This window comes from Rhodoferax lacus, assembly GCF_003415675.1.
GTDB lineage: Bacteria > Pseudomonadota > Gammaproteobacteria > Burkholderiales > Burkholderiaceae_C > Allorhodoferax > Allorhodoferax lacus.
The window spans coordinates 112,602-136,752 of record NZ_QFZK01000008.1; the positions used below are offsets into that span (position 1 = coordinate 112,602).

A 24,151-nucleotide genomic window follows, 5' to 3' on the forward strand; every position below is an offset into this window, starting at 1 on the left:
AAATCAGTATGGCTAAAGTTCAAGCAAAAATGCAAGGTAAGGCCGAGGGTCCTGAGGACGGTCTGCGCGAGAAGATGATCGCGATCAACCGCGTCACCAAGGTTGTGAAGGGTGGTCGTATTCTCGGCTTCGCTGCACTGACCGTCGTGGGTGATGGCGATGGCCGCATCGGTATGGGCAAGGGTAAATCCAAGGAAGTTCCGGCTGCTGTGCAGAAGGCCATGGAAGAAGCCCGTCGCAACATGCTGACCGTCTCTCTCAAGAACGGCACCATTCACCACAAGGTGATGGGTCGCCACGGCGCTGCCAGCGTCATGATGGCACCGGCTCCCAAGGGTACCGGCATCATTGCAGGCGGCCCCATGCGCGCTGTCTTCGAAGTGGTTGGTATCACCGACATCGTGGCCAAGAGCCATGGTTCGTCCAATCCCTACAACATGGTCCGTGCGACTCTGGATGCCCTGTCTGTGTCTACGACACCGGCTGCTGTGGCTGCCAAGCGTGGCAAGACTGTTGAAGAACTCTTCGTTTAATCGGGGATTCCAATCATGACAACACAACAAACCGTCAAAGTCCAATTGGTGCGTAGCCCCATTGGCTGCCAGGAATCACACCGCGCCACCGTGCGTGGTCTGGGCCTGCGCAAGCTCAACAGCGTCAGCGAACTCAAGGACTCTCCTGAAGTGCGCGGCATGATCAACAAGATCGCATACCTGGTCAAGGTTCTCTAAGGGATTCATGATGGAACTCAATGACATCAAGCCCGCAGCGGGTGCAAAACACGCCAAGCGTCGCGTCGGTCGCGGCATTGGCTCCGGTCTGGGTAAAACCGCCGGTCGTGGTCACAAGGGTCAGAAGTCGCGTTCGGGCGGCGGACCAGCAGTCGGCTTTGAAGGCGGTCAAATGCCTATGCACCGTCGCTTGCCCAAGCGCGGTTTCAAATCGCATTTGCTGCAATTCAATGACGAAATCACTTTGACAGCCCTGGAAGCCCTGGGCGTTGCCGAAGTCGATCTGCTGACATTGAAGCAAGCCGGCGCCGTGAGCCAGAAGATCAAGGTCGTCAAGGTGATCAACACCGGCGCTTTGACCAAGGCCATCAAGGTCACCGGTCTCGGTGCTACTGCTGGTGCCAAGGCTGCTATCGAAGCTGCCGGCGGCAGCGTTGCTTAATTGCTGACTGAAAGAAAACAACGTGGCAACTAGCGCTGCTGATATCGCAAAGACAGGCAAGTTCGGTGACTTGCGTCGCCGCCTCGTCTTCTTGCTGCTGGCGCTGGTGGTGTACCGTGTCGGCGCACATATTCCTGTGCCCGGCATCGACCCCGCCCAGTTGCAGCAACTCTTCAAGGGCCAGCAGGGCGGCATATTGAGCCTGTTCAATATGTTCTCTGGCGGAGCCCTGTCACGTTTCACGATCTTTGCATTGGGAATCATGCCGTACATCTCGGCATCGATCATCATGCAACTGCTGACCTATGTTGTGCCCACCTTCGAGCAGATGAAGAAGGAAGGCGAAGCGGGTCGTCGCAAGATCACACAGATCACACGGTACGGCACGCTTGGCCTGGCACTGTTCCAGTCTCTGGGCATTGCGGTAGCGCTGGAATCTTCGGCTGGCTTGGTGATTTCTCCTGGCTTTGGATTTCGCCTGACATCGGTTGTCACCCTCACGGCGGGCACCATGTTCCTGATGTGGCTGGGTGAGCAGATCACCGAGCGCGGTCTGGGCAACGGTATCTCGATCCTGATCTTCGGTGGTATTGCGGCAGGTCTGCCCAACGCCATCGGTGGCTTGCTGGAACTGGTTCGTACCGGCGCCATGAGCATCATCGTGTCGCTGCTGATCCTGGTGCTGGTGGCTGCAGTCACCTACTTCGTGGTGTTTGTGGAGCGCGGTCAACGCAAGATCCTGGTCAACTATGCCCGCAGGCAGGTTGGCAACAAGGTCTACGGTGGTCAGTCCTCGCATCTGCCCCTGAAGCTGAACATGGCAGGTGTGATTCCTCCCATCTTCGCATCCTCTATAATCCTGCTTCCCGCAACGGTGGCGAACTGGTTCAGTACCGGTGACTCCATGCGCTGGTTGAAAGATATATCCAGCACCTTGAGCCCCGGTCAGCCCGTGTATGTGATGTTGTATGCCGCTGCAATCGTGTTCTTCTGCTTCTTCTACACCGCGTTGGTATTCAACAGCCGTGAGACAGCAGACAACCTGAAGAAGAGTGGCGCGTTTATTCCCGGTATCCGTCCTGGTGACCAGACCGCGAAATACATCGACAAGATCCTGTTGCGTCTGACGCTGGCCGGTGCTGTGTACATCACATTCGTGTGTTTGCTGCCCGAGTTCCTGATTTTGAAATACAACGTGCCGTTCTACTTCGGTGGAACGTCGCTTCTGATTATTGTGGTGGTCACCATGGACTTCATGGCCCAGGTTCAGAATTACCTGATGTCCCAGCAATATGACTCTCTGCTGAAGAAGGCGAACTTCAAGTCGTCTTGATGCAGGGGGTGGGGATCAAACGGATTCTTCCGGGTGACAGAGTAAATGGTGAGACGCAGCTGTGATGGCCGCGTCTTGTGAGTCAAGTTTTAGCGCAGGTTCCGCGCGATTCAAAGTCGGAACATGGCGAAGGTTTTTAGGAGAGAAATATGAAAGTTTCGGCTTCGGTCAAGAAAATTTGCCGTAACTGCAAAATTATCCGACGCAAGGGCGTTGTGCGTGTGATCTGTACTGATCCGCGTCACAAGCAGCGTCAGGGTTAATTGCAAGAGTTTTAGAGGACGAAAATGGCACGTATCGCTGGCATCAATATTCCGCCGCAACAGCATTCTGAAATTGGCCTCACCGCCATCTTTGGAATCGGTCGCACCCGCGCTCGCAAAATCTGCGAAGCTTGTGGCATCGCTTATTCCAAGAAGGTCAAGGATTTGACCGACTCGGATTTGGAAAAAATTCGCGATCAAATCGCCCAGTTCACCATCGAAGGTGACCTGCGCCGCGAAACAACCATGAACATCAAGCGTTTGATGGACATCGGTTGCTACCGTGGATTCCGCCATCGCCGCGGTCTGCCCATGCGTGGTCAGCGCACGCGCACCAACGCACGTACACGCAAAGGCCCCCGTAAGGCTGCTGCATCCTTGAAGAAATAAGGGATAGAGAACCATGGCAAAAGCACCCGCCAATAACGCAGCGCAACGCGTCCGCAAGAAAGTCCGCAAGAATGTTGCAGACGGCATTGCACACGTGCACGCTTCGTTCAACAACACCATCATCACCATCACCGATCGCCAGGGCAATGCCTTGTCGTGGGCATCGTCTGGTGGTCAAGGTTTCAAGGGCTCTCGCAAGTCCACTCCGTTCGCAGCCCAGGTTGCTTCCGAAGTGGCTGGTCGTGCAGCACTTGAGCAAGGTATCAAGAACCTCGATGTCGAAATCAAGGGTCCTGGTCCTGGCCGTGAATCCTCGGTGCGCGCCCTGGCCGCCCTTGGTATTCGCATCAACATGATTGCTGACGTGACACCGGTGCCGCACAACGGCTGCCGCCCACAGAAGCGTCGTCGCATCTAATTCATTCACAAGCCCACCGCCACCATCTTCGGATGGTGGCTCCCGCATTTCCGTGCGGCAGATGACATAAAAGGAAGTTCAAGTGGCACGTTACCTAGGCCCCAAGGCCAAACTCTCCCGCCGTGAAGGCACTGACCTGTTTCTGAAGAGCGCACGCCGCTCCATCGGTGACAAGGCCAAGTTCGACTCCAAGCCAGGCCAGCACGGTCGCACCTCCGGTGCCCGTACGTCTGACTACGGTATCCAGTTGCGCGAAAAGCAAAAAGTAAAGCGCATGTACGGCGTGCTGGAGCGTCAGTTCCGCCGCTATTTCCAGGAAGCTGACCGTCGCCGTGGCAACACCGGCGCCAACCTGCTGTTCCTCCTGGAATGCCGCCTGGACAACGTGGTCTACCGCATGGGCTTTGGCTCCACACGTGCTGAAGCACGTCAGCTGGTGTCGCACAAGGCTATCACCGTGAACGGCAATTCCGTGAACATCCCGTCGTACATGGTCAAGGCCGGTGACGTGATCGCTCTGCGCGAAAAGTCCAAGAAGCAGAACCGCGTGGTGGAAGCCCTGCAACTGGCCGCACAAGTTGGCATGCCAGCCTGGGTGGAAGTCAATGCTGAAAAGGCCGAAGGCGTGTTCAAGTCTGTGCCTGACCGTGACCAGTTCGCGGCCGACATCAACGAGTCGATGATCGTTGAGTTGTATTCACGTTAATTCGTTTGAATATTTGAATTCGTTCCCTGACGCAGGCCTGCCCTGTGTTGGGGTGCTTCACCAGCCTTACCGATGTAACGAGTCGGGGGTATTGAGAGGAAGTCTGCATGCAGAATAGTTTGCTGAAACCAAAATCGATTAGCGTAGAACAGCTCGGTACCAACCGTGCCAAAGTGGCTCTGGAGCCTTTTGAGCGTGGTTACGGTCACACCCTGGGTAACGCGCTGCGTCGCGTTTTGCTGTCGTCCATGCCCGGATTTGCAGCAACTGAAGTCACCATCGCCGGCGTGCTCCACGAGTACTCCTCCATTGATGGCGTGCAAGAAGATGTGGTCAACATCCTGCTGAATCTGAAGGGTGTGGTCTTCAAGCTGCACAACCGCGAAGAAGTCACCCTGAGCCTGCGCAAGGACGCAGAAGGTGTTGTGACTGCCGCTGACATCCAGACCCCGCACGATGTGGAAATCATCAACCCCGGTCACGTCATTGCCAACCTGTCGCACGGCGGCAAGCTGGACATGCAGATCAAGGTTGAAAAAGGCCGTGGCTACGTGCCCGGTACCATGCGCCGCCATGCGGACGAGCCCAACAAGTCGATCGGCCGTATTGTGCTGGACGCCTCGTTCTCGCCCGTCAAGCGCGTGAGCTACACGGTGGAAAGCGCCCGCGTTGAGCAGCGTACCGATCTGGACAAGCTGGTCGTCGAAATTGAAACCAACGGTGCCGTGTCTGCAGAAGATGCAGTGCGCGCCTCGGCCAAGATTCTGGTGGAACAGCTCGCAGTGTTTGCGCAACTCGAAGGCAGCGAACTCGCCGCTTTCGATGCACCGGCACCGCGTGGCAATACGCAATTCGACCCGATCCTGCTGCGTCCTGTGGACGAGCTCGAACTCACGGTTCGTTCTGCCAACTGCCTGAAGGCCGAGAACATCTACTACATCGGTGACCTGATTCAGCGCACCGAAAACGAGTTGCTCAAGACCCCCAACCTGGGTCGCAAGTCGCTCAATGAAATCAAGGAAGTGCTGGCTTCCCGTGGACTGACCTTGGGCATGAAGCTCGAGAGCTGGCCACCGGCCGCACTCGAGAAGCGTTAATCGCTTCTTGAAAAAATAGTAAATAAATAATTGCCTGAAAAGGCAATGCGCCACGGGCAGTACCTGATACGGCTGCCCGCACATAACTGAAGGAAATACCATGCGCCACGGACTCGGACTACGTAAACTCAATCGCACCACATCGCACCGCCTGGCGATGCTGCGCAACATGATGAACTCGCTCATCGAGCATGAAGTCATCAAGACCACAGTGCCCAAGGCCAAAGAACTGCGCCGCGTGATCGAACCCATGATCACCCTGGCCAAGGTTGCCACCGTTGCCAACCGCCGTCTGGCGTTTGACCGCCTGCGCGACCGTGACAGTGTCACCAAACTCTTCAACGACCTGGGCCCCCGCTTCAATGCACGTCCCGGTGGTTACACCCGTATTCTGAAGATGGGTTTCCGCGTCGGTGACAACGCGCCCATGGCTTTGGTCGAATTGGTGGACCGTGCTGAAACTTCTGTTGAAGAAGCTGCGCAAATCGCTGCAGAATAAGGTATACTTATAGCTTACCGCGCGATGGAGCAGTCTGGTAGCTCGTTGGGCTCATAACCCAAAGGTCGGAGGTTCAAATCCTTCTCGCGCAACCAATAAGCATGCGGTAAACCGCAGCAGTAAGGGCTCACGAAAGTGGGCCTTTTTTGTTTGTAGCCCATCCATAGCCCAACTGTAGCCCTTCCGTAGCCTAGGCATTTTTGTGGAATTGAGTTGTGACCATTGGGAATCAGTCAATTTCATAGACTACGAATCAGACCATCGGGTTGAAATCCCGCACGAAGCCGCCATTTCGTCAGGAGCGCCCGTGTATGCCGGTAGCTACTCAAATCATTTTTGCAAATCAGACTTGTCGACCATGCCAACCGATTCAGTCCTTACTTTGAAACTCCCTGAGGGATATTCGTTCGCCGACCTCAAGGTGCGTCGTTGCGATGATGACGCCATCGATCTGGACATGGACCTCGTGAAATTGATTTGCAGTATCAACGGTCTGAACTTTCACAAGGTTCTACAAAACCCCGGCCCGGTAATCACCAGCATTCTGACGCTCTGGTACAAGAGCCATTTGGCTGAAGGCGGTGCGCCAGATGCTCTGATGGAGGAACTCAAATCCCAGGGGCAGCGACTGAATTGATCACCGCTGTTATTGCGTGGCCACCATCATGAGCCATGCAACCACCTTAAAATCAGGTTTGAAGGCTCCTGCTGGTACTGTAGCTGCCACCCCTCCTGTAGAGATTCAATTGCCCCGTGGAGCCCTATTGGCGCTGTCCCTCTCGGCATTCGGCAGTGGAATATCAATGCGGGTATCGGACCCTCTGCTGCCAGGGCTAGCAAGTGAGTTCTCATTGACCCTAGGACACGCAGCCTTGGTCATCACGGTATTTGCCATCGCCTATGGCTTCTCGCAACTGATTTTTGGACCACTGGGGGACCGATTCGGTAAGTACCGGGTTATCGCTTGGGGCACTATTGGATGTGCGATGACCACTGCGACATGCGCCTTGGCACCAACATTTGAGCTCTTGCTGGTGGCCAGAGCTATGGTCGGTGTATCAGCGGCGGCCATCATCCCGCTGGCTATGGCTTGGATTGGCGATGTCACGTCGTACGAACGACGCCAACCCATCCTTGCCAAGTTTATGATTGGACAGGTGATGGGTGTGTCCAGCGGTGTGCTTTTGGGTGGCTATGCAGCTGACCACCTGCATTGGCGGACGCCGTTCGAGGCCATTGCTGTGTATTTCGCGCTGGTTGGCGCCTACCTTCTGTGGATCAACCGCCGCTTGCCCCTGGGGGCCAAAAAGACCAACCCACCTCAAGGCAATGCACTGCAGCGCATGATCTCGGAGTTCGGTCAGGTACTGGCCGTCCCCTGGGCTCGGATAGTGCTGCTCACCGTGTTTGCTGAAGGTGCATGCATTTTCGGATCCTTTGCCTTTATGGTGACACATGTCCACCAAGTGCATGCTATTTCGCTGGCGTTGGCTGGTCAGGTTGTTATGCTCTTCGGCCTGGGCGGGCTGCTGTTCGCAGTCAGTGCCTACTACCTGGTTCACAGGCTTGGAGAGACGGGGCTATGCCGATGGGGTGGTCTCTTGGTGGCGGTGTCCTACATAACCGTGGCAGTATCGAACAATTGGTGGTGGGACGTGCCGGCATGTTTCTGCGCAGGGCTGGGCTTCTATATGCTTCACAACACCTTGCAAATCAATGCCACGCAAATGGCGCCGGAGCGCCGGGGTGCCGCAGTGGCTGCATTTGCCGCCTCGTACTTCATTGGCCAGTCCGCAGGTATCGCACTGAGCGGGGCCTTGATTTCAACCATTGGCACCAAAGGCGTGATCCTTATAGGCGCTGTGGGGGTCGTACTGGTTTCCCAGAACTTTGCCCGCTTGATGAGCACACACCGAAGAAAGGTTTAACACATGCAACACGTCAACCCAACCCCTGCGGCCGTTGAGGCCTTCCAACAATTCTATTTGGCAGAGCTTGATAGCCGGGTGCAGCGGAGTGAAGTGGTAGGTGCCATCACCCTCAAGAAGGGCAGTGCGGCGCTCTTCTTTGAACCCACTGAGGGCAAGTTCACTTTGGTGGAGAAGATGCCCGATGTAGAAGAGGCCAACGTCTTTGACTGCGTGCCGCGAGAGCAATGGGGACGCACGGTCATGCTGTTTGGCCATGCCACCAACACCGGCGGCTATATTGCCTCGGGTCACGCTACATTGGACGCAAACACCATCAAGATCAAACTTGCAACAGGCGCCTATTACAGGCTTGATGTGGACGGGACGCTCGCCCACTTGCAACCATTTGTTGGGGAGCCAATCAATGCCAAGCCAGAGCCGGCAAGACAGGAGAAGCGAACACCAGCGCGCTCCAACAAGCCGCAGGTGCGCCAGTTCGAAAAACCGGCTGCTCCTCGCGTGGATGCATCGCAACAAGTAAACATGAACTCACGCACCAACGAGGAGTGCGAAGACCTGACGGAAGATGATCTGCGGCGCCTGCGAGGCGAAATGCCAGTCACGGCAAAGTCAAGGAAAAAATGGCAGCACTGAGCAAGAAACCGCCAAACAAAAAAAGAAAAATAAACAAAAACGATCTGCATCCTTTTTAAGCAGGCTACTCCAAGCCAATAGGCATGCGGGTTTGCCACATATGTCCCAGAGTTATCCCCAGAACAGCACACAGGTTCTGTGGAAAGGGCTGACATTGACCTGTGGTAGCGGATCAGGTGGCCAAACAGTTTAAATGCAGCCAATCGGGCGCACATGCAATTTCATAGAAAACAAGTTCCCGGACGATGACAACAATCAACAAATGCCATCGATGTGGCGCGACCAGTTACAAGCCGGTGATCAAGCGTGATGAGAGCGGCACCATGAAGCCCTCGGGTGAGAACCAATGCGTGGGATGCAAACTGATTTTTACCGACATTGACACGTGGAGGAATGTATCTACGAAAGACGACGTGAACATCCAGGGCGAGGATGAGAGATAGGCCCATTCGACAGGAACAGAAACAATGAGCACCCCGGTTAAGAAATCACAGATTGTTCAAGATGGCCTGCGTTACAAGGCCAAGGTGTCCGGCTCTCCATTTGGGGACGCCAACCAATATGCCCACACTGCGACAATGTCGTGTTTCCTGTGTGGCAAACACCGGCCTCGAACCCAACTCATGACGCGCAAGTTACTCGGCAAGGCACAAAACGTTTGCGCACCGAAGTGCGAAAAAAAATAGGAAGCTCGACCTCAGTGCGCATTCCATTGAATTCTGCTGTGGGCCAGGTCCAGTCATTCACCAATGTCCGGTTCGGGGCAGAGAATGAATTTAGCGCTACCTAGCCCGAAAACCGACATTGACCGCAGACTCCTTCGTGCCCATTGTTGACATTCAGTTCAGCTTCATGGCCTTCGCTAGGCCGCGAGAGCGGGGGCTCCTTGAACTCGATGGAAGGTCAAGTCCGGGCCACTATCTGTCACTCGCAACACGACCTAAATCTCGTCTATCAAAGGCATGGAGAGTGAACTGGATCAACTCGTCCAAGCGGCCCTCGGGCCAGGCATGACCTAATAATCAACGCACAGGAAATTAGGAAAGCAATCGATGAGCCAGAAAAAAAGATTGGGCGGCGGGGTGACGGCGGCTATCGGCGCTGCGCTTTTGTTCGGGACGGGAACGCCATTGGCCAAGCTGCTGTTGGGTAGCGTGGGGCCATGGATGCTGGCGGGCTTGCTCTACTTGGGCTCGGGCGTGGGGCTGACGCTGTACCGCATGGCCGTCAAGGCTGTGCCCGTCAAGCTGGCCAAAGGCGAGGCGGTGTGGCTGGGAGGTGCCACTTTGGCTGGTGGCGTGGTCGGCCCGCTGCTGCTGATGGCGGGGTTGTCCGGCATGCCAGCGTCGGGCGCGTCCTTGCTGCTCAACGCCGAAGGCGTATTCACGGCGGTGCTGGCATGGGTGGCGTTTCGCGAGAACTTCGATCGCCGGATCGCGCTAGGGATGGCGATGATCGCAGCCGGGGCGGTCGTGCTTAGTTGGCCGGGCGAAGTGAGTTTCGCCGGGATGTGGCCCGCGCTGGCGGTTTTGGGCGCGTGCTTCGCATGGGGCGTGGACAACAACTTGACCCGCAAGGTCTCCCTCAACGATGCGACGTGGATCGCCTCGGTCAAAGGGCTGGTGGCGGGCAGCGTGAACCTCGCATTGGCATTGGCGGTCGGGGACAAGATTCCGGGCGGCGCGACGGTGGCGGCGGCAATGGCCGTGGGCTTTCTGGCCTATGGCGTGAGCTTGGCCCTGTTCGTGGTGGGGCTGAGGCACTTGGGCACCGCCCGTACCGGGGCGTATTTTTCAGTGGCACCATTTTTCGGAGCGGCGCTTGCCGTGCTGGGCGGCGAAACCGTAACGATGGGGCTCGCGACGGCGGGTTTGCTTATGGGGGCAGGCGTATGGTTGCATCTGACGGAAAAGCATGAACATGTGCATGACCACGAAGCGATGGAGCACGACCATGAGCATGAACACGACGGGCACCATCAGCATGTGCATGCCGACAGCCAGCATGTGATCGGCAAGCATGCGCACCCGCATCGGCATGACCCGATGAGCCATGTCCATGCCCACTACCCGGATGCGCATCACAGGCACTCACACTGACAAACTCTATAGTGGCTACTGCCCGTAGAGAGCAAACGCCTTGGACCGCTACGCGCGCACCATGGATAGGACTCCATCCTCACGACGAATGACATTGGCTTTTTCCAGAGCGGCCAGCGTCCGGTACAACGCCTCGTGGGTGATGCCCAGCTCGCCCGCCAAGGATTTAAGTCCCGTGGTGGCCGCGTAGGAGCCATCCTGCCCCTCGGTGTTGATGAGGTGGAGTACCCGGTCCTTGACCGACTTCATGCTCAGGCGCTCGCAGTGAAGGCGCAGGCGGCGGACTTCCCCGTTGAGCATGCCGATCCAGCGACTGGCGAACGCCGGGTCGCGCTCTAGCTCGGCGGACAAGTCCCGGATGGGGATTTTGACGACGGTAGTGTCGACGATGGCCAGCGCGTCGCAGTGGTACTTAGCTGATTTCAGGCTTGCCTCGCTCACGAAGCCTTGGCGCGTGCGCTGCAAGACCACGGGCTCTCCTTGCAATCCGGTGCGTTCCAAGGTGATTTCTCCCGAGATCACGTAAAACATCCATTCAGGCTTTTCTCCTGTAAGGAAGATGCGTTCATTCTTCGGAAAGCGCGCACCCTCGCACCGGGCGTGGAAAGTCGACGGCAAAAGCGCCTTCAGGGCCGTTGGAAGAATCATGCTTTTCATATGACTCGGATCATATGTGGGATCGTTGATGGCAGCCATACTTTCTCCATGCCGCAGTGATCCCGCTGCGCTTGGCGACAACTTCAAAGGAGTTCGAAATGAACACACCCATGCAAATCGAAATAGACAACCTCAAATGCGGTGGTTGCGAAAAATCCATTGTCAAAGGGCTATCGGCCATGCCGGAGGTCTTTGACTTGGTGGTGGACCGCGACCATCAAACGGTGCACTTCACCGGCGCTGCCTCAGACCGCGATGCGGTAGTCCAGAAGCTGCGCTCCATGGGTTATCCGGAGAAGGGCTCGCTCGCTGGAATGGAAGCTGGCTTGGCCAACGCCAAGTCGTTCGTAAGTTGCGCCGTAGGGCGCATGTCCTGATTCGCCACATTCAATCAACTAGAAGATCATTATGAAAAAGTACCTCGTTTCCGCTCTGGCCATCGCTCTTATTGGCGCCTCTATTGCGAGCATCGCGCAATCCACCCCGATGGATCATTCATCCCACGGGATGACAGGCATGGGCATGCAAGGCATGAAGGGGATGGATTCCCTCGACATGCAGGCCATGCAAAAGAAGATGGGCGCGGCCAAGACCGACGAAGAGCGCCAAGCGTTGATGGCGGAGCAGCAAAAGCTGATGATGGAAAAGCGCTCCCACATGATGTCGTCGAATGCGAGTGGCAATGATATGACTGGTATGCAGGGCAATATGGCTGAGCGCCAGCAGATGATGCAGAACCGCAAGGGAATGGGAATGATGCCCATGTAAGGTTGGGCCATCCTCCTACGCTCGTGTTAGGGACCGCTTAGCCCTAACTGGTTAGCCAGCCGGGGCGTTTTTGATTTTCGGGAGTGCGCCGTAGCAAGCGTCAACGGACGGTTGGGTGTGCTGTCAGGCCTGGTCTCACTGGTTCGAGGCGTCGCCGGCGGATGTGTCAACGTTAGCTGATTCGCGAATCTTCTTACGGATGAACGCATGCAAACCCCAAGCCAATCCCAAGGAGACAAGCGTCGCCGCCAGAGCCACGAGGCCGTAGTCGGTGGAGAACAGGTCAACGATCAAGGCCATGCGGGTTGGGCTCCGTCAAAAGAGTCATCGTACGGTATTGTTGAAGTCGGGCTGAGAGCTGCTTATGCTCAAAGAAGCAAGATGGTCCATCAAGAAGGAAGCCATTCATGAATAGCGCAGAGCAAAAAGAATTTTTAAAGGCGACGGCTTGACTGCGCCCCTTCACGCGTTGGGCTGCGGCACTCTCGTTCAAGACCGAGGGGCTCTTGCCTGCGGCGATCAGAAATCTGCCCTTGAAGTTGGTGAAGATGATCTTTGCCCGCCACCACAAGAGCGCGGGATCGGGCTGCAAGTCGTGTTGAACCAGGAGAAAAGAATGAAGTTTTTGAACATGATCGCCATGGCTTCCATGGTCTTGGCCATGGCAAGCGCTGCAAAAGCCCAAACGATGGATGGGCAGATGATGGACCATCAAAACATGGACCATGCCGCCCACATGAAGATGATGGCCGAAGCCCAGAGACAAGCGGAGGTCTCAAAGCTTGGCAACGATGTCATGCCATTCACGCTGGCCGCAACGACCCACATCTTCGCCAAAGGCGAAGCCGGTGGTACGCAGCGGGTGGTGGCGAAGGCGGCGGGCGACGAAGCCCAGATCAAACTGATCCGCCAGCACTTGCATGAAATTCAAGCGCAGTTTTTGAAGGGAGACTTCTCCGGTCCGACCCATATCCATGGCAAGACCATGCCGGGATTGGCCGAACTCAAAGCCGCGAAGCCGGGGCAAATCGCCATCGACTACAAAGACATTAAGGACGGGGCCGAATTGACCTACAAGACCTCGGATGCGAAGATGGTCGCGGCATTGCACAAGTGGTTCGACGCGCAGTTGTCGGATCATGGCAAGGATGCGATGGAAGGGCACGCCCACCATGAAGGCATGAAGATGCAATGATGCCTTGAGTTTTACATTCAATCAGAGACCAGCGATGAACGATCAATCGGAGCATTGGGAGAAGGTTTACCAGACCAAGTCCGCGGAAGCGGTGAGCTGGTTTCAGGAACATGCATATCGCTCGCTGGACATCATCCGTTCCATCGGAGCGGACAAGTCGGCGGGCATCGTCGACGTGGGCGGCGGCGCGTCGACGTTGGTGGATGACCTGCTTGCGGACGGGTTTCGCGGCATCACGGTGCTGGACCTGTCGCATAGCGCCCTGGAGGTGGCTCGCAGCCGTCTTGGCGCGAAAAGCGCTCTGGCCTCATGGATAGCTGGCGACATTTGTAGCGTCGAGTTGCCCGAGCAGTCCTATGACATCTGGCACGACCGGGCGGTCTTTCACTTCTTGACCGAAGCCCGCGACCGTGAGGCGTATGTGCGGCAAGTGATGAAATCGGTGAAGCCCGGTGGGCAAGTTATCGTGGCGACGTTCGCGCCCAATGGCCCCGAGCAGTGCAGCGGGTTGCCAGTGGCGCGGTATGCACCCGACCAACTCCACGGCGAGTTCGGTCCGGCGTTCGATTTGGTTGAGCATGCCCTTGAGGACCATACGACCCCGTGGGGAACCATCCAGCACTTTGTCTACTGCCACTGCGTCAAGTCGCACTGATCTAGCAACCCACTGTTCACGGCTGGCCGCGAGAATTGCTCCCAAAATGCGGCTTGGCCGGCCAATAGCAGGGTTGGTACTTCATTGCGTAGTTTTTGATGTCTCGCTCCTCGATACACAGTTTCGAAATCGCCTCAGAGCCCACAACTTCAACTTTGAGTTGCGCAGCTTCTCGCCTGCCATATGTTCATGGATTACTGGGAATCGACGATGAACTTTTTCTGCGTTGCTGCGTCCGCCATGCAACCCAACCCACCAGAATGAGCAGCACTCCAACCAAAAAACCCGTGATGTCGGCGGCTAATAGGCTCAAGCTTTCCCATTGCCGGGCAAAAAGTCGGCCTAATCCGAAAAAAATCGCCACCCACAGGCTTTCGCCCAGTACCACCATGCCCATAAAACGAGTCCATGGGTAGCGGGTAGAACCCGCCAATTAATTGACCGGCAGAGACAGCGGGGTGAAGGCAAACCTTGTGAGCAGCACGCTCCAGCCCGCCCAGCGGAAAAAAATGCGGCTTGCACGCGAATGCGGTGCCAGCGTGGCGTGCACGGCGACCAAGCCCGGAAGGCTTGCCAGATGCGCTAACCCGTAGCGCCCCAGAAGGTAGCTGCAACCGTCCCCCGCAATGGCGCCCGTCATCGCGGCGAAGCCGCCGGTCTGCATATCTACGATGCCCTGCTGCGAGAATGCACCCGCCGCCAGCAGCAGCATGGTGGCGGGCAATGGCAGACCCAAGGCAGCCAAAAACAAGGTGCCACCCAATACGGCGCTGCCGTAGTTCAGCAGTCCTGTAAGCAACAGGTCGTTCAAGCTGCTCATGGCGTGGCGGGTTGGAGCTTGCTGCCAGGCTTGAGCAGCTCGGCTTCCAGCTTTTGGCGGCCAACGATGGGGTCAATCCCCGCTTCTTTGAACCACACGCGCAAGCTGCGGTCCACATTGCCGCTGGCGGGCAGGCCGAGCGCCTGCCGGATATCTGCTTCAGGCACCTTGTAGGTGTGGGCGATGTAGGCCAGCGTCATCCAGCCGCGCAGCGACTCCACACGAATCTCGCCCGACTCCACCTTGCGGTTGTAGTCCCACTGGTGATACGCACGCGCACCGAAAATTCCAATCAACACCACCCCTGCCACCAGTAACATAGGCGCTAACCATCGGCGAATAGGATGGAGCTTTTTCATGGGTTCGGTGCAATGGTCTGGCAATTAGCCGCGTTGCAGGTAGACCTTGACAAAGCTGGTTTTCAAAGCGTCGCCGGAGGCCGGCAGGGCTTCCAGCGTCTTGGCCGTGGCAGCCGCCAGCAACGCATCCAGATTTTTGCGGATGGTTTGGATTTCTGCGTCATTGGCTTCTGCTTCAATTGCTTTTAGCTTGTCGCTGACCTGGGGATACAGCTCTATCAGCTTGTCTGCATTTTTGGCAGTGGCTGCATCCAGCATCAATTCCATGGCGTCATGAAAGTCCACCAACGCCACGGCCAGCATTGAGAAGCCATTTCGTTTGAACACCTCTTGAAACACCGGGCGCACTTTTTCCAAAGCCAGGTGGGCTTCATGCAAATCACCCGAACGAACCTGATCGTTCACACCCTTAAGCATGCCTTGCACCGCCACCAGGTCGCTGGATAGCTGCGTGTCATTCTTCAAAGCATACGGGCGATAGCTGCTGTATTTCTCCTGAAACTTGGCGTAGGCAGGTATCAGCAGGTCGTACTTGGCGTTGGCCTTGGCGCGTTCGTTTTTGCCGGTCAAAAACAGAGTTTGCTTGTAGTGGTCGTTCATCACGTTGAAGTCTTCCAGGAAAACCTTGCGGCTGAAGAAACTGCTGGCAAAACTCCCACCCACAGCGGCCGTGAGTAAAACCACGACGGCCATAGACAGCGCGAGACTTCCTGATGTTCTGGTTTGGGCGCCACCGGTACGAAGACCAATTAGGCTGTAAAGCGGGCAGAACTTCACAAGCGCAGTGCCAATCAACACGACGCCAACGACGTACGCGCCGATCTGCAAGCCGCCGGAGAGCCAGAAATAGCCAAGTTCCAGCATGGCAATGCCGACCAGTGCGCGGGCAAATCGATCTATGGGATGAAGGTTGTTCATGAGATTTTTTCCGTAGTTAATTGTGCCTAGCATACTGTACTGGGTATAGTATAAATACTGATTTAGGTCAAGGCCGTGTCTATTTGAGATAACGATCAAGTAAAGTTGCCAGCCCAACGGGGATCATGAAAGTTCATGCACAGGCTACTTGTAAAGGTCATGTTTGCATCGCGTCTTGAAATATGCGTTGTCTATGCCATGTACGGAATAAACATACTCAAGCGGGTATGCCATTTCACAATCCAAACCCAGGGTCAACATGGAATAAAAACTTCACGCTGTGTGCACTTCATGCAATGCTGTCAACCGCATACCGGCAGAGCGGCATGGAAAAGAAATCAACTGCGGAAAGTGCCATTTGCCTTTATTCGGCTCTGCTCCACTGTCGGTCAATCAGGCCGCGTTTTCGATTCAAATTGCCAAAAGCGACTTGCCGGTCGTTGTTGATTTTTGGGCGCCGTGGTGCGGACCATGCAAAGCAATGGCCCCCGCCTTCACCCAAGTCAGCGCCAGAATGGACTCGCGCGCGCGCTTCATCAAAGTGAACACCGACGACGAGCAAGCTCTTGGTGCGCAATACGGCATCCGCAGCATTCCGACGCTTGCCATTTTTCAGTCGGGCAAAGAAATCGCCCGCATTGCAGGAGCATTGCCCGCGGCCAGTCTTGAACAATGGGTCAACAGCCATATAGGGAAATAGGCCTGTAAAGGTCCCAGGGTCACGCAGATTTGAAATCAGTGCGGCATGCACATGGCATTAGACAATGCCCTGATAGCCCGTTCATCGTTTGGGCCTTGGCGTGCACCTCTATGAACACGACAGAGATTGCGATTGCATTCAAACTGCCACGGCTCTACTCATTAGAAGAATATTTCAAAACTACTTGCAGCCCGAGCCAGAACTCTTGTGATAACTGGCAAGGATCAGCTTTACTAATTTCAATGGCAGATTACGCATCGAAGCTGGTAATACACCGTCAGTCTTGTATGAAAAGCCTGCTGCCCAACGCGTGAAGGGACGCAACCATGCAGTCGCTTGCAGGAATTCTTTTTGCTCTGTGCTGTTCATGAATTTCACTCTTCTCAATGGGCCGTTTCTATTTTCGCTTCGTGCAGCATATGCAACTTTAGGTACGACTTCAACAATGCCTTGCGATGCTCCCATTTAACGGAGCCGACTCGCATGATCTTTGATCAAGGAACTGTTCTCCAATGATTGCAGCTTCGTAGTTCAAGCGAAACTCATGTCACGTTGAATCTGGCTCGTGGTTTCAACGCCTTTACTAAATGGAACAATCGCTATCCCAAAGCTCAGTCATAGTAAAAAGGAGCATGAGCACGCGACGCTTTCTGCACCTACTAAGTCTTGCACAACGCCTGCACCCCTCGCTCCCCGCCCAAGCCCGTCAATTAGGTTGTGCCATTCCCCTTGGCAGGGCGCACACTTTCGCCTTCAGCTAAATGCTTATTTATTTAGTTTTGCATCGTGCAACCGACATTGCCCCTCCTGTAGGGGCTACCGTCCCACACCACTTTGTCTCTACTCGCTCACTATATATCGAGGTCAATTAAGCGTCGACTGACAGACTTCGGCACACTGGAGGTGCCAACAAATATCCCCAGCCCGGCTATCTGTTTTTGCGAAGTTTTGACCTTCAGGTAGCGGGCGACGCTTACTGGTCTCAGCCAAACGAGTTACGAATAGCTGCAGCTATAGGGTTTTATTCTTGAAAGCCTTCGTCCGGCGAGCCGAATTCTTCGTCCCTGCCATTCATACGCCCTTGACCATTGGACCGAGCTTCTACGGCGATGTTTGCGGTAATTCGTCGATGCGCGCATTTTTGCTTACCTACTCTTTCAAGGCGATCGCCTCCAGGCGCATACGGGTATTCTTATCCAATGCACGTCCCCGCCATGGAATTAAGCCAGGGACAATTATCGAATACTCAGCATACGAAACAGGGTGAACAGCCAATATTCGACTTTCCTCTTTGCGGCTGCCTAAGACAAGGTACGCAGTGATGCAGACAGCCGAGATGAGCCATGTATCTGTCATTGGTTGAACCCAAACGAAAATTAGCATTAGGAAATACCAGGGGTGGCGAACCCAGCAGTGCCACGGGCTGAAAGTGAGCGGCCAAACGTGGGCTTTGAGACCGAGAAAGCCTGAAATCGAGTAAAACTTTAGTGTGTGGAGAAATGACAGAATCACTCCACCGCAAACCGCAGTCCGTGCCCAACCTAACCAACTGGGGTCTTGCCATAAAGGGATACCCGGATAGCTGGCAAGCACCATGAAGAGGACCGCCGTCACCACCACTGCGATGATGTTGTAGGCGATGCGACTTTTACGGCCAAACAGAGGCTCAAGCCTATCACCTGCCAGAAAACTGTGGCTGAGTCCAAAAAGCGCCCAAGCGCCAATGAGCATGAAGTATTGATTGATCATCAGGGTGGATGCTAGATCCTATTACTCGCTGCGCATGTTTCCACCACAATTTCACGAAGCCATCGATGACAGGAGATTGGACGTGAGCAAGAGATTTACCGAAGAACAAATCATTGGCTTCCTGCGCGAAGCTGAAGCGGGTCTGGCGGTAACCCAGCTGTTCAACGTACCCGCTTGTTAATCTCGCGTTTAACGTCCGCTATCAGGTTATGAATCAGGGTTGTCAGAAGTCCGCTTTGGGTCGCAAGCGAGTTTTGTACCAAACGCTATGGCGTTCGCATGTGCTCGTTATTGAGAAGCTAGAGGCACACCTACTTCGAGCCAGAGAGGGGCTTTAGGGGGTCACGTCGTTCAAGCAACTCCGGTAGGTCAATCTGCAAATAGGCGCAAAGCTTATCCAAAATCTCCAGTTCCACGCGCTCCGCTGTCTCATGGTACATGCGAGTCAGAGTGCCGCGATTGATACCCGTATCCCGGACAACATCACTGATTTTCAGCTTCCTTTCCCCTAGTAGACGAGCCAAGTGACAGTAGATCATGTTGCAAAAATGTAAAAAATAATCTCCTAAAGATCAAAATGGCTTGCAAATGATTATTTGCTCGGCATAATGACCTCCTGAAGATCAAAATGTTCTCAAATTGAAAAGGATGATCTTCAAGTGTACTGTTTAACTTCAAGGAGAGCCATGTATGCCTGCAGATTTTGGAAATGAACCAGAAGTCACCTACCTGACAACAGAGGAACTGTCCGTGCGAATCAAGTACGACGTCCGCACGATCCGAGAACGCTTGATGGACAGCGTTTTACTTGAGGGAGTACATTATTTCCGCCCCTTCGGCGGTCGCAAGATATTGTTTGTCTGGGATGCAATTCAGCGCGACATGCGGGGAGTGACTTCTAGCCGTCCATCAAGAATGGTGGGCATCCCTATGGCCAATGGAGGAATGCTCCATGCCTAGTATTCGTGTTCACAAACCTAATGGTGCGTTGTTCTTTGACTTTCGCTACAACGATGCACGTTGCCGTGAGTACACCTCGCTGCAAGATACGCCGGCAAACCGCAAAAAATTGGAAAAAATTTCAGACAAAATTGAAGCAGAGATTGCAGACGGCTCCTTTGTATATGCCAATTACTTTCCGAATAGCAATGCCCTCAAACGCCTTGCGAAGCAGGCGGTAGAAAGTGCGATTCAGACCGCGACTGCTAAGGCCGTTGAGGCAGTAGTGAGCGGAAAGTCCGACATCGTGGCCCCCATTGGCCCTTTGTTTAAGGACTTCGCCAACACCTGGTTCGATGAGCGCAGCATTGAATGGCGCCGCAGTCACATCAAGTCGTTGCTGTCTACCATGAACGGTCACCTGATCCCCCACTTCGGGGGTAAGGTGGTCGGCAGTATCACCAAGTCTGATGCTCTTGAATTCCGCGCCACACTCGGCAAAGTTAAAGGTCGCGGAAAACAGGAAGGTCTCTCAAACAAGCGGATCAATGAAATCATGGGTCTGCTGCGTCAAATCTTGAACGAAGCCGCCGACCGCTTTGAGTTTAAACCGCCAATGGCCACCGTCAAGAAGCTCAAGCAGCGCAAGACCGATGTGGAGCCGTTTTCGTTGGTTGATGTGCAACGCATCATTGCCACGGTGCGTGTGGACTACAAGAACTACATGGTGGTGCGCGTCTTCACGGGCATGCGTACCGGCGAGTGCCATGGCCTGAAGTGGAAGTACGTGGACTTCGACATGCGCATCATCCGGATTCGGGAGACCTTTGTGCTCGGTGAAGACGAATACACCAAGACCGATGGTTCCCAGCGCGACATTCAGATGAGCCAGCCGGTTTACGAGGCACTGAAAGCCCAGTTTGAAGCTACTGGGGCGATTTCTGAATACGTGTTTTGTAACATGGTGGGAACGCCGTTGGACAACAAGAACTTCTCGGAACGCGTCTGGTATCCGCTGTTGCGCCATCTGGATCTGACGCCGCGCCGTCCCTATCAGTTGCGTCATACGTGTGCCACTTTATGGCTGGCCTCCGGTGAAGCTCCGGAATGGATTGCCAGGCAAATGGGGCATACAAATACCGAGATGCTTTTCAAGATTTATAGCCGCTGGGTGCCCAATCTGACGCGTCAGGACGGCTCCGCCATGGAGCGCTTGCTGGCCAGCAAGTTGTCTCAGGGGCCGCTCGTTGAACAAAAGGACGAATCTGGGCAGTTTGCATTTGTGCCGGTGAAGGATGCGGCGCCCATGCCCACACCCAAGCCTCGGGGCATTCCGGGTCGTCCTGCCATTCCGCAGTTCAGACAGCGCGCGCCTGGCATCGGTAGTACTGCGCCCGTTACCCATGCAGATGTCCCCTCTGCGAACTCCGAACCGGCACAGAACGCAACGCCGGTTGCAGCGGTTGCCAATGCGGCATCGCAGCCTTTGACCTGGGCAGACCTTGCCGACTCCTGGATGAGTGAGAGCTCGTCCGAGAACGACTAGCCAGCCACACAGCTTTCATCCAACCACACCCCTGTTGCAGGCCATGCAGATGGTCCGCAACAGGGGATGGGCGGAGCCTTGTCCAAAACATTTTGACCATCGGTCAATCGCAAAGATTCAGGAGTTCACATGGAATACACACAGCCCCCATCCAGGCCCCAGCGCGGCAAGCCTGACTTGACGCTCATCGTCAACCAGCATGGTATCCAGCGTGGTACCACATCGGCCGGCCGGCCCATCTCGACCCCTGGCACCAACATTACTGAGGAAACGTACTTCTCTGTGCTGATTGGAAATGTCTGCAACAGCTTGCAAACGACAAGCTTGCGCCACTTCCTTGGAAACATCATCATCAAGCCGGAAGTGCGCAAGGTCCTGTGTCAGCAGGCCATGGTGCACGGACGCCCCGCGGGACTTCGCATCCAAAAGCTGCTGCAGAAGGCCAAGGAGGTGCAAACTTGGTGGTCTTTTGAAAATGAGGACCGCGAGGCCGTGTTCGTTGCCATGTTCATGCACGGCATCGACTACTGGTTGTCTCCTTGCTTCCAGGATGGCGTATCCATCAAGGGATACGTGCGCGAAATCGTCACGCCGGAACTGCGCATGGTGGATCGCAACAACCCTAGAGCGGGACAAACCCTGCGCCTTTGTATGGGGTGGGCCAATGACGATGACGAGTCCATGTTCTCGGAGCACTTGGAGCGCCGCATGCGCATGGCCGCCAGTGTTCTTGACCTGCGTGACTACTGAAAGGACGAATCATGAATTTGAACTCAATTCTGGATCGCCATGACTTTCATGAGCATGGCGACAGCGCGGACCACTGGGGCGGCATTTCCAACCGGAGCGCCAGAAGCGCGTACCGGATGCGCATGCTCAGCTGGATATTGCGCATCTATTGCGGCGTCGGTGGCATGCAAGCCTACGGTGAAGGCGGTGGCCTTAACCAAAGGCCCATCGCCGACGTACTGGGTTTGCCCGAACTGGCGGACCCGAACTGTAGTTCCGATGTCTTGAAGGGCCTTTTGAACCAAAAGGCGGCGGAAGTGCTGGGTGGGCTTGGGGCGGCTGGCACAAGGGGCTTCTCCACGCAAACAGCCAACTGGTCAGTTGAGGACTGTCCTATGAGCCGCACCCTGCTATGGCTCTCCAAAAGTGCGGGCCTTAACCAGGTAGAACATGCCATCTTTGAGCTGGCCGTGGCGTTGCGGGTCTTCAGGCCCATGAACAAGGCCGCGGAATGCTGGGGAAACATGCACAAAGGTGATTTGGCATACGCCCTGAGCGCAGTACTGAACATCCCCATCGAAGCGGTGATGGCAGCATGCAGTCCCAAAGGTGCACTGCTCACATCTGGAATTGTGCGCATATCCCGCCATGGAGATGAGGATCTTGCTGGAATGCTCTATGTTCCGAGGCAGCTGGCGGAAAGCATTGCCTATCACCAGGGAAAGCCAGAGGCCATCCTGGCGCATATGGCCGAGCCCCTGCAGACTCCCAAACTGACTCTGGACGACTTTATACACGTTCAGAGCCACAACCGCTTGGCGCAGTGCTGGCTTGTTGGAGTCCTAGCTGCTGCGGCCGAAGGTGAAATGGCAGGCCATATGCTGGTTACGGGGCCGCCGGGTCTGGGTAAAACAGAATGGAGCAGGGCGATTCTGGTTGACGCCGCAGCGCAGGCCATGGAAATGGTGGTGGTGACTACTACAGGCGAATCTCTGACTGGTGAGGACCGACTGCAACACCTGCGCATGATCATGCGGATGATGCGTTCCACAAAGAGAGGTGTCATTCTGTTTGACGAAGCAGACGATGCCTTCAGGCCACCGAGCAATGTGGCAGGAACTGGCGGCGGCCGGGGTGGCAATGAAGCGGTCAGCATGGACAACCACCGTGCATCCATGAACCGCTTGCTGGAAGACAGCCGGATTCCGGTGATCTGGATCATGAACAACCCAGATGTGCTGGATCCGGCGGTTCTGCGTCGCTTTGATGTGGAAATCCACTTTGAAGGAATTCCTCGGTCTGTGCGCATGGCCTTGATTGAAAACCGCTTCCAGCATCGCGTGACCAGCGATACCGTTGATCTCTTTGACCAGACTGGCACAAACCGCGCTGACAAGTCCCAAACGCATGCTCAAGAAAAGGAATGGCAGAGCTGGGGCCAGGTGCAGTCGCTCACCCCGGCGCTGATAGACCGCCTAGGTCTGGTCAGTGAGCGGGCTGACAAAGCGGGCATGCCCATGGACGAAGCATCGTGTCGGCACTGGTTGCGTCAGCGCCTGCCGGGAAAGACCACCCGTCACCTGCGCCCGCAGTTGTCGACCCATACAGACAGCCAACCTGTCTACGACCCGCAAGCCTGGTCAGCCGAAAGCGTGAACGCCAGTGTAGACCTGCTGGAACTGGTGGAAGGTATCAAGAAGAACGGCAACGCACGCATTGCCCTATTCGGTGCGCCGGGGACTGGTAAGACTGCCTTTGCCAAAGCACTGGCCCGCATCCTAGACAAGCCGCTGCTGGAACAACGTGCCTCAGATCTCTTGTCGCCCTATGTAGGTGAGACCGAACAGCGCATCAGCCAATGCTTTGACCAGGCGTGGGATGAAGACGCTGTGCTGTTCATCGACGAGGTGGATGGGTTGCTGGCCAACCGCCAGAACGCCGTGCGCAATTGGGAGGTCACGCAAGTCAATGAATTGCTGGAGCAGTTGGGTGAGTTTGACGGCGTGGTGGTGGTGGCCACCAACCGACTGGACGCCATTGACCCGGCCGCACTGCGACGACTGGATATCAAGATCCACTTTGCAGCACTGAAGCCTACTCAAGTCAGAGCTGGATTTGAGAACCTTTGCATTGCATTGCAAATGCCTTGCACAGAGGACGACCTTCACACGGTGTCAGCACTGTCAGGTGTCACACCGGGTGACTTTGCCTGTATCGCGCGCCGACTGGGCTTTGCGAAGGTGCCTGCGACTGCAAGTGGCTTGATTAGCTTGCTTGAAGAAGAGCTTGCGCTCAAAAGCCCGATCAAGCATCCGATGGGATTTGTTGGCCAAGCGGGTAACCCATCCAACGCATCAGGAGCGTAGCCATGGTCAAGCACAACCCATTGGTTCATCCGCCATAGCGCACTAGCTGCAGCTGAGCATATGGCCAGCTCAGCAAAAACTTCAGCGAAGTCAGATTCATTCCATCAGTGTAAATATTTTTTGCGAACTGACGGAAGAGGGCGGAGCTTTGCCCAAAAAACGCTTAGTTCAGACCCTCAAAAGTTCAATATTCATTGGTCAGTAACAA

32 protein-coding genes and 1 tRNA gene are annotated in these 24,151 nt (G+C 55.4%); 24 read left to right on the top strand and 9 right to left on the bottom strand.

The features are described from left to right. The first annotated feature begins 8 nt into the window (after positions 1-8). From rpsE to DIC66_RS13790, 15 genes are all read left to right on the top strand, one after another. Positions 9-533, top strand: a complete 525-nt coding sequence (rpsE, locus tag DIC66_RS13710) for a 30S ribosomal protein S5 (RefSeq protein ID WP_117178137.1) — start codon at positions 9-11, stop codon at positions 531-533. Between the two features lie 15 nt (positions 534-548). Further along, entirely contained in the window at positions 549-731 is a 183-nt protein-coding gene (gene rpmD, locus DIC66_RS13715; protein ID WP_117178139.1) for a 50S ribosomal protein L30, read from the top strand. Between the two features lie 10 nt (positions 732-741). Then, complete coding sequence (gene rplO, locus DIC66_RS13720) at positions 742-1,173, top strand: 50S ribosomal protein L15 (protein ID WP_117178141.1); 432 nt, start codon at positions 742-744, stop codon at positions 1,171-1,173. A gap of 22 nt (positions 1,174-1,195) precedes the next feature. Further along, positions 1,196-2,506, top strand: a complete 1,311-nt coding sequence (gene secY, locus DIC66_RS13725; protein ID WP_117178143.1) for a preprotein translocase subunit SecY — start codon at positions 1,196-1,198, stop codon at positions 2,504-2,506. Positions 2,507-2,655: 149 nt separating this feature from the next. Further along, positions 2,656-2,769: a 50S ribosomal protein L36 gene (gene rpmJ, locus DIC66_RS13730; protein WP_012348927.1), complete on the top strand. Its 114-nt coding sequence runs from the start codon at positions 2,656-2,658 to the stop codon at positions 2,767-2,769. Between the two features lie 24 nt (positions 2,770-2,793). After that, complete coding sequence (gene rpsM, locus DIC66_RS13735; protein WP_114972516.1) at positions 2,794-3,159, top strand: 30S ribosomal protein S13; 366 nt, start codon at positions 2,794-2,796, stop codon at positions 3,157-3,159. Between the two features lie 13 nt (positions 3,160-3,172). Continuing rightward, positions 3,173-3,577, top strand: coding sequence for a 30S ribosomal protein S11 (rpsK, locus tag DIC66_RS13740; RefSeq protein ID WP_029706489.1), 405 nt, complete (start codon positions 3,173-3,175; stop codon positions 3,575-3,577). A gap of 82 nt (positions 3,578-3,659) precedes the next feature. Then, positions 3,660-4,283 (top strand): 30S ribosomal protein S4, encoded by a 624-nt coding sequence (rpsD, locus tag DIC66_RS13745; RefSeq protein ID WP_117178145.1) that lies wholly within the window; start codon positions 3,660-3,662, stop codon positions 4,281-4,283. A 107-nt stretch (positions 4,284-4,390) separates the two neighbouring features. Beyond that, positions 4,391-5,380, top strand: coding sequence for a DNA-directed RNA polymerase subunit alpha (locus tag DIC66_RS13750; protein ID WP_117178148.1), 990 nt, complete (start codon positions 4,391-4,393; stop codon positions 5,378-5,380). A 100-nt stretch (positions 5,381-5,480) separates the two neighbouring features. Further along, positions 5,481-5,879: a 50S ribosomal protein L17 gene (gene rplQ, locus DIC66_RS13755; protein ID WP_117178150.1), complete on the top strand. Its 399-nt coding sequence runs from the start codon at positions 5,481-5,483 to the stop codon at positions 5,877-5,879. An 18-nt stretch (positions 5,880-5,897) separates the two neighbouring features. After that, positions 5,898-5,974 (top strand) — tRNA-Met (locus tag DIC66_RS13760). A gap of 263 nt (positions 5,975-6,237) precedes the next feature. Further along, complete coding sequence (locus DIC66_RS13765; protein ID WP_117178152.1) at positions 6,238-6,516, top strand: hypothetical protein; 279 nt, start codon at positions 6,238-6,240, stop codon at positions 6,514-6,516. Between the two features lie 28 nt (positions 6,517-6,544). Then, complete coding sequence (locus DIC66_RS13770; RefSeq protein WP_117178154.1) at positions 6,545-7,807, top strand: MFS transporter; 1,263 nt, start codon at positions 6,545-6,547, stop codon at positions 7,805-7,807. 3 nt (positions 7,808-7,810) lie between these two features. Next, positions 7,811-8,443, top strand: a complete 633-nt coding sequence (locus DIC66_RS13775) for a hypothetical protein (RefSeq protein ID WP_117178156.1) — start codon at positions 7,811-7,813, stop codon at positions 8,441-8,443. A 1,052-nt stretch (positions 8,444-9,495) separates the two neighbouring features. Further along, the gene (locus tag DIC66_RS13790) at positions 9,496-10,542 is read left to right on the top strand and encodes a DMT family transporter (protein ID WP_117178162.1); all 1,047 of its coding nucleotides are present in this window, start codon (positions 9,496-9,498) and stop codon (positions 10,540-10,542) included. A gap of 48 nt (positions 10,543-10,590) precedes the next feature. On the opposite strand, the gene DIC66_RS13795 is transcribed toward DIC66_RS13790, so the two are convergent. Beyond that, entirely contained in the window at positions 10,591-11,238 is a 648-nt protein-coding gene (locus DIC66_RS13795; protein ID WP_117178164.1) for a Crp/Fnr family transcriptional regulator, read from the bottom strand. Positions 11,239-11,297: 59 nt separating this feature from the next. Between DIC66_RS13795 and DIC66_RS13800 the strand changes: the two genes are divergently transcribed. Further along, positions 11,298-11,576 (top strand): heavy-metal-associated domain-containing protein, encoded by a 279-nt coding sequence (locus tag DIC66_RS13800; protein WP_199534747.1) that lies wholly within the window; start codon positions 11,298-11,300, stop codon positions 11,574-11,576. Positions 11,577-11,607: 31 nt separating this feature from the next. Beyond that, the gene (locus DIC66_RS13805) at positions 11,608-11,967 is read left to right on the top strand and encodes a hypothetical protein (RefSeq protein WP_117178166.1); all 360 of its coding nucleotides are present in this window, start codon (positions 11,608-11,610) and stop codon (positions 11,965-11,967) included. 135 nt (positions 11,968-12,102) lie between these two features. Here the strand turns inward: DIC66_RS13805 and DIC66_RS23115 are convergent, their stop codons facing one another. Next, positions 12,103-12,267 (bottom strand): hypothetical protein, encoded by a 165-nt coding sequence (locus DIC66_RS23115; RefSeq protein WP_158558911.1) that lies wholly within the window; start codon positions 12,265-12,267, stop codon positions 12,103-12,105. A 316-nt stretch (positions 12,268-12,583) separates the two neighbouring features. Between DIC66_RS23115 and DIC66_RS13810 the strand changes: the two genes are divergently transcribed. Both DIC66_RS13810 and DIC66_RS13815 read left to right on the top strand, forming a co-directional pair. Next, positions 12,584-13,162, top strand: coding sequence for an aspartate carbamoyltransferase (locus tag DIC66_RS13810; protein WP_233505914.1), 579 nt, complete (start codon positions 12,584-12,586; stop codon positions 13,160-13,162). 34 nt (positions 13,163-13,196) lie between these two features. Continuing rightward, complete coding sequence (locus DIC66_RS13815; RefSeq protein ID WP_117178168.1) at positions 13,197-13,817, top strand: class I SAM-dependent methyltransferase; 621 nt, start codon at positions 13,197-13,199, stop codon at positions 13,815-13,817. 187 nt (positions 13,818-14,004) lie between these two features. On the opposite strand, the gene DIC66_RS22930 is transcribed toward DIC66_RS13815, so the two are convergent. The 4 genes from DIC66_RS22930 to DIC66_RS13830 form a co-directional block, all read right to left on the bottom strand. Then, on the bottom strand, positions 14,005-14,214 hold the full coding sequence (locus tag DIC66_RS22930) for a hypothetical protein (RefSeq protein WP_147321315.1): 210 nt from the start codon (positions 14,212-14,214) through the stop codon (positions 14,005-14,007). 36 nt (positions 14,215-14,250) lie between these two features. Then, positions 14,251-14,628: a DedA family protein gene (locus DIC66_RS13820; protein ID WP_147321316.1), complete on the bottom strand. Its 378-nt coding sequence runs from the start codon at positions 14,626-14,628 to the stop codon at positions 14,251-14,253. Between the two features lie 5 nt (positions 14,629-14,633). Next, complete coding sequence (locus DIC66_RS13825; protein WP_147321317.1) at positions 14,634-14,936, bottom strand: hypothetical protein; 303 nt, start codon at positions 14,934-14,936, stop codon at positions 14,634-14,636. A gap of 84 nt (positions 14,937-15,020) precedes the next feature. Continuing rightward, positions 15,021-15,914 carry a YgaP family membrane protein gene (locus DIC66_RS13830; RefSeq protein WP_158558912.1) on the bottom strand — a complete coding sequence of 298 codons (894 nt, stop codon included), beginning with the start codon at positions 15,912-15,914 and terminating at the stop codon, positions 15,021-15,023. Between the two features lie 280 nt (positions 15,915-16,194). Here DIC66_RS13830 and trxC point away from each other — a divergent pair, with 280 nt between their 5' ends. After that, positions 16,195-16,614, top strand: a complete 420-nt coding sequence (gene trxC, locus DIC66_RS13835; RefSeq protein WP_233505915.1) for a thioredoxin TrxC — start codon at positions 16,195-16,197, stop codon at positions 16,612-16,614. Positions 16,615-16,794: 180 nt separating this feature from the next. Here trxC and DIC66_RS22935 read toward each other — a convergent pair whose 3' ends face one another. The 3 genes from DIC66_RS22935 to DIC66_RS13850 form a co-directional block, all read right to left on the bottom strand. Continuing rightward, positions 16,795-16,983, bottom strand: coding sequence for a hypothetical protein (locus DIC66_RS22935; RefSeq protein ID WP_147321318.1), 189 nt, complete (start codon positions 16,981-16,983; stop codon positions 16,795-16,797). 780 nt (positions 16,984-17,763) lie between these two features. Beyond that, positions 17,764-18,363: a methyltransferase family protein gene (locus tag DIC66_RS13840; RefSeq protein WP_117178175.1), complete on the bottom strand. Its 600-nt coding sequence runs from the start codon at positions 18,361-18,363 to the stop codon at positions 17,764-17,766. Between the two features lie 311 nt (positions 18,364-18,674). Beyond that, positions 18,675-18,902, bottom strand: coding sequence for a helix-turn-helix domain-containing protein (locus DIC66_RS13850; RefSeq protein WP_117178179.1), 228 nt, complete (start codon positions 18,900-18,902; stop codon positions 18,675-18,677). A gap of 151 nt (positions 18,903-19,053) precedes the next feature. Here DIC66_RS13850 and DIC66_RS13855 point away from each other — a divergent pair, with 151 nt between their 5' ends. The 4 genes from DIC66_RS13855 to DIC66_RS13870 all read left to right on the top strand — a co-directional run bounded on the left by DIC66_RS13855 (position 19,054) and on the right by DIC66_RS13870 (position 23,943). Further along, positions 19,054-19,323: a hypothetical protein gene (locus DIC66_RS13855; RefSeq protein WP_117178181.1), complete on the top strand. Its 270-nt coding sequence runs from the start codon at positions 19,054-19,056 to the stop codon at positions 19,321-19,323. Continuing rightward, positions 19,316-20,848 (top strand): site-specific integrase, encoded by a 1,533-nt coding sequence (locus DIC66_RS13860; protein ID WP_117178183.1) that lies wholly within the window; start codon positions 19,316-19,318, stop codon positions 20,846-20,848. Before DIC66_RS13855 ends, DIC66_RS13860 begins: the two co-directional genes overlap by 8 nt. A 129-nt stretch (positions 20,849-20,977) precedes the next feature. Beyond that, entirely contained in the window at positions 20,978-21,598 is a 621-nt protein-coding gene (locus tag DIC66_RS13865) for a hypothetical protein (RefSeq protein WP_117178185.1), read from the top strand. An 11-nt stretch (positions 21,599-21,609) separates the two neighbouring features. Continuing rightward, positions 21,610-23,943 (top strand): AAA family ATPase, encoded by a 2,334-nt coding sequence (locus DIC66_RS13870; RefSeq protein WP_117178187.1) that lies wholly within the window; start codon positions 21,610-21,612, stop codon positions 23,941-23,943. Positions 23,944-24,151: the final 208 nt, after the last annotated feature.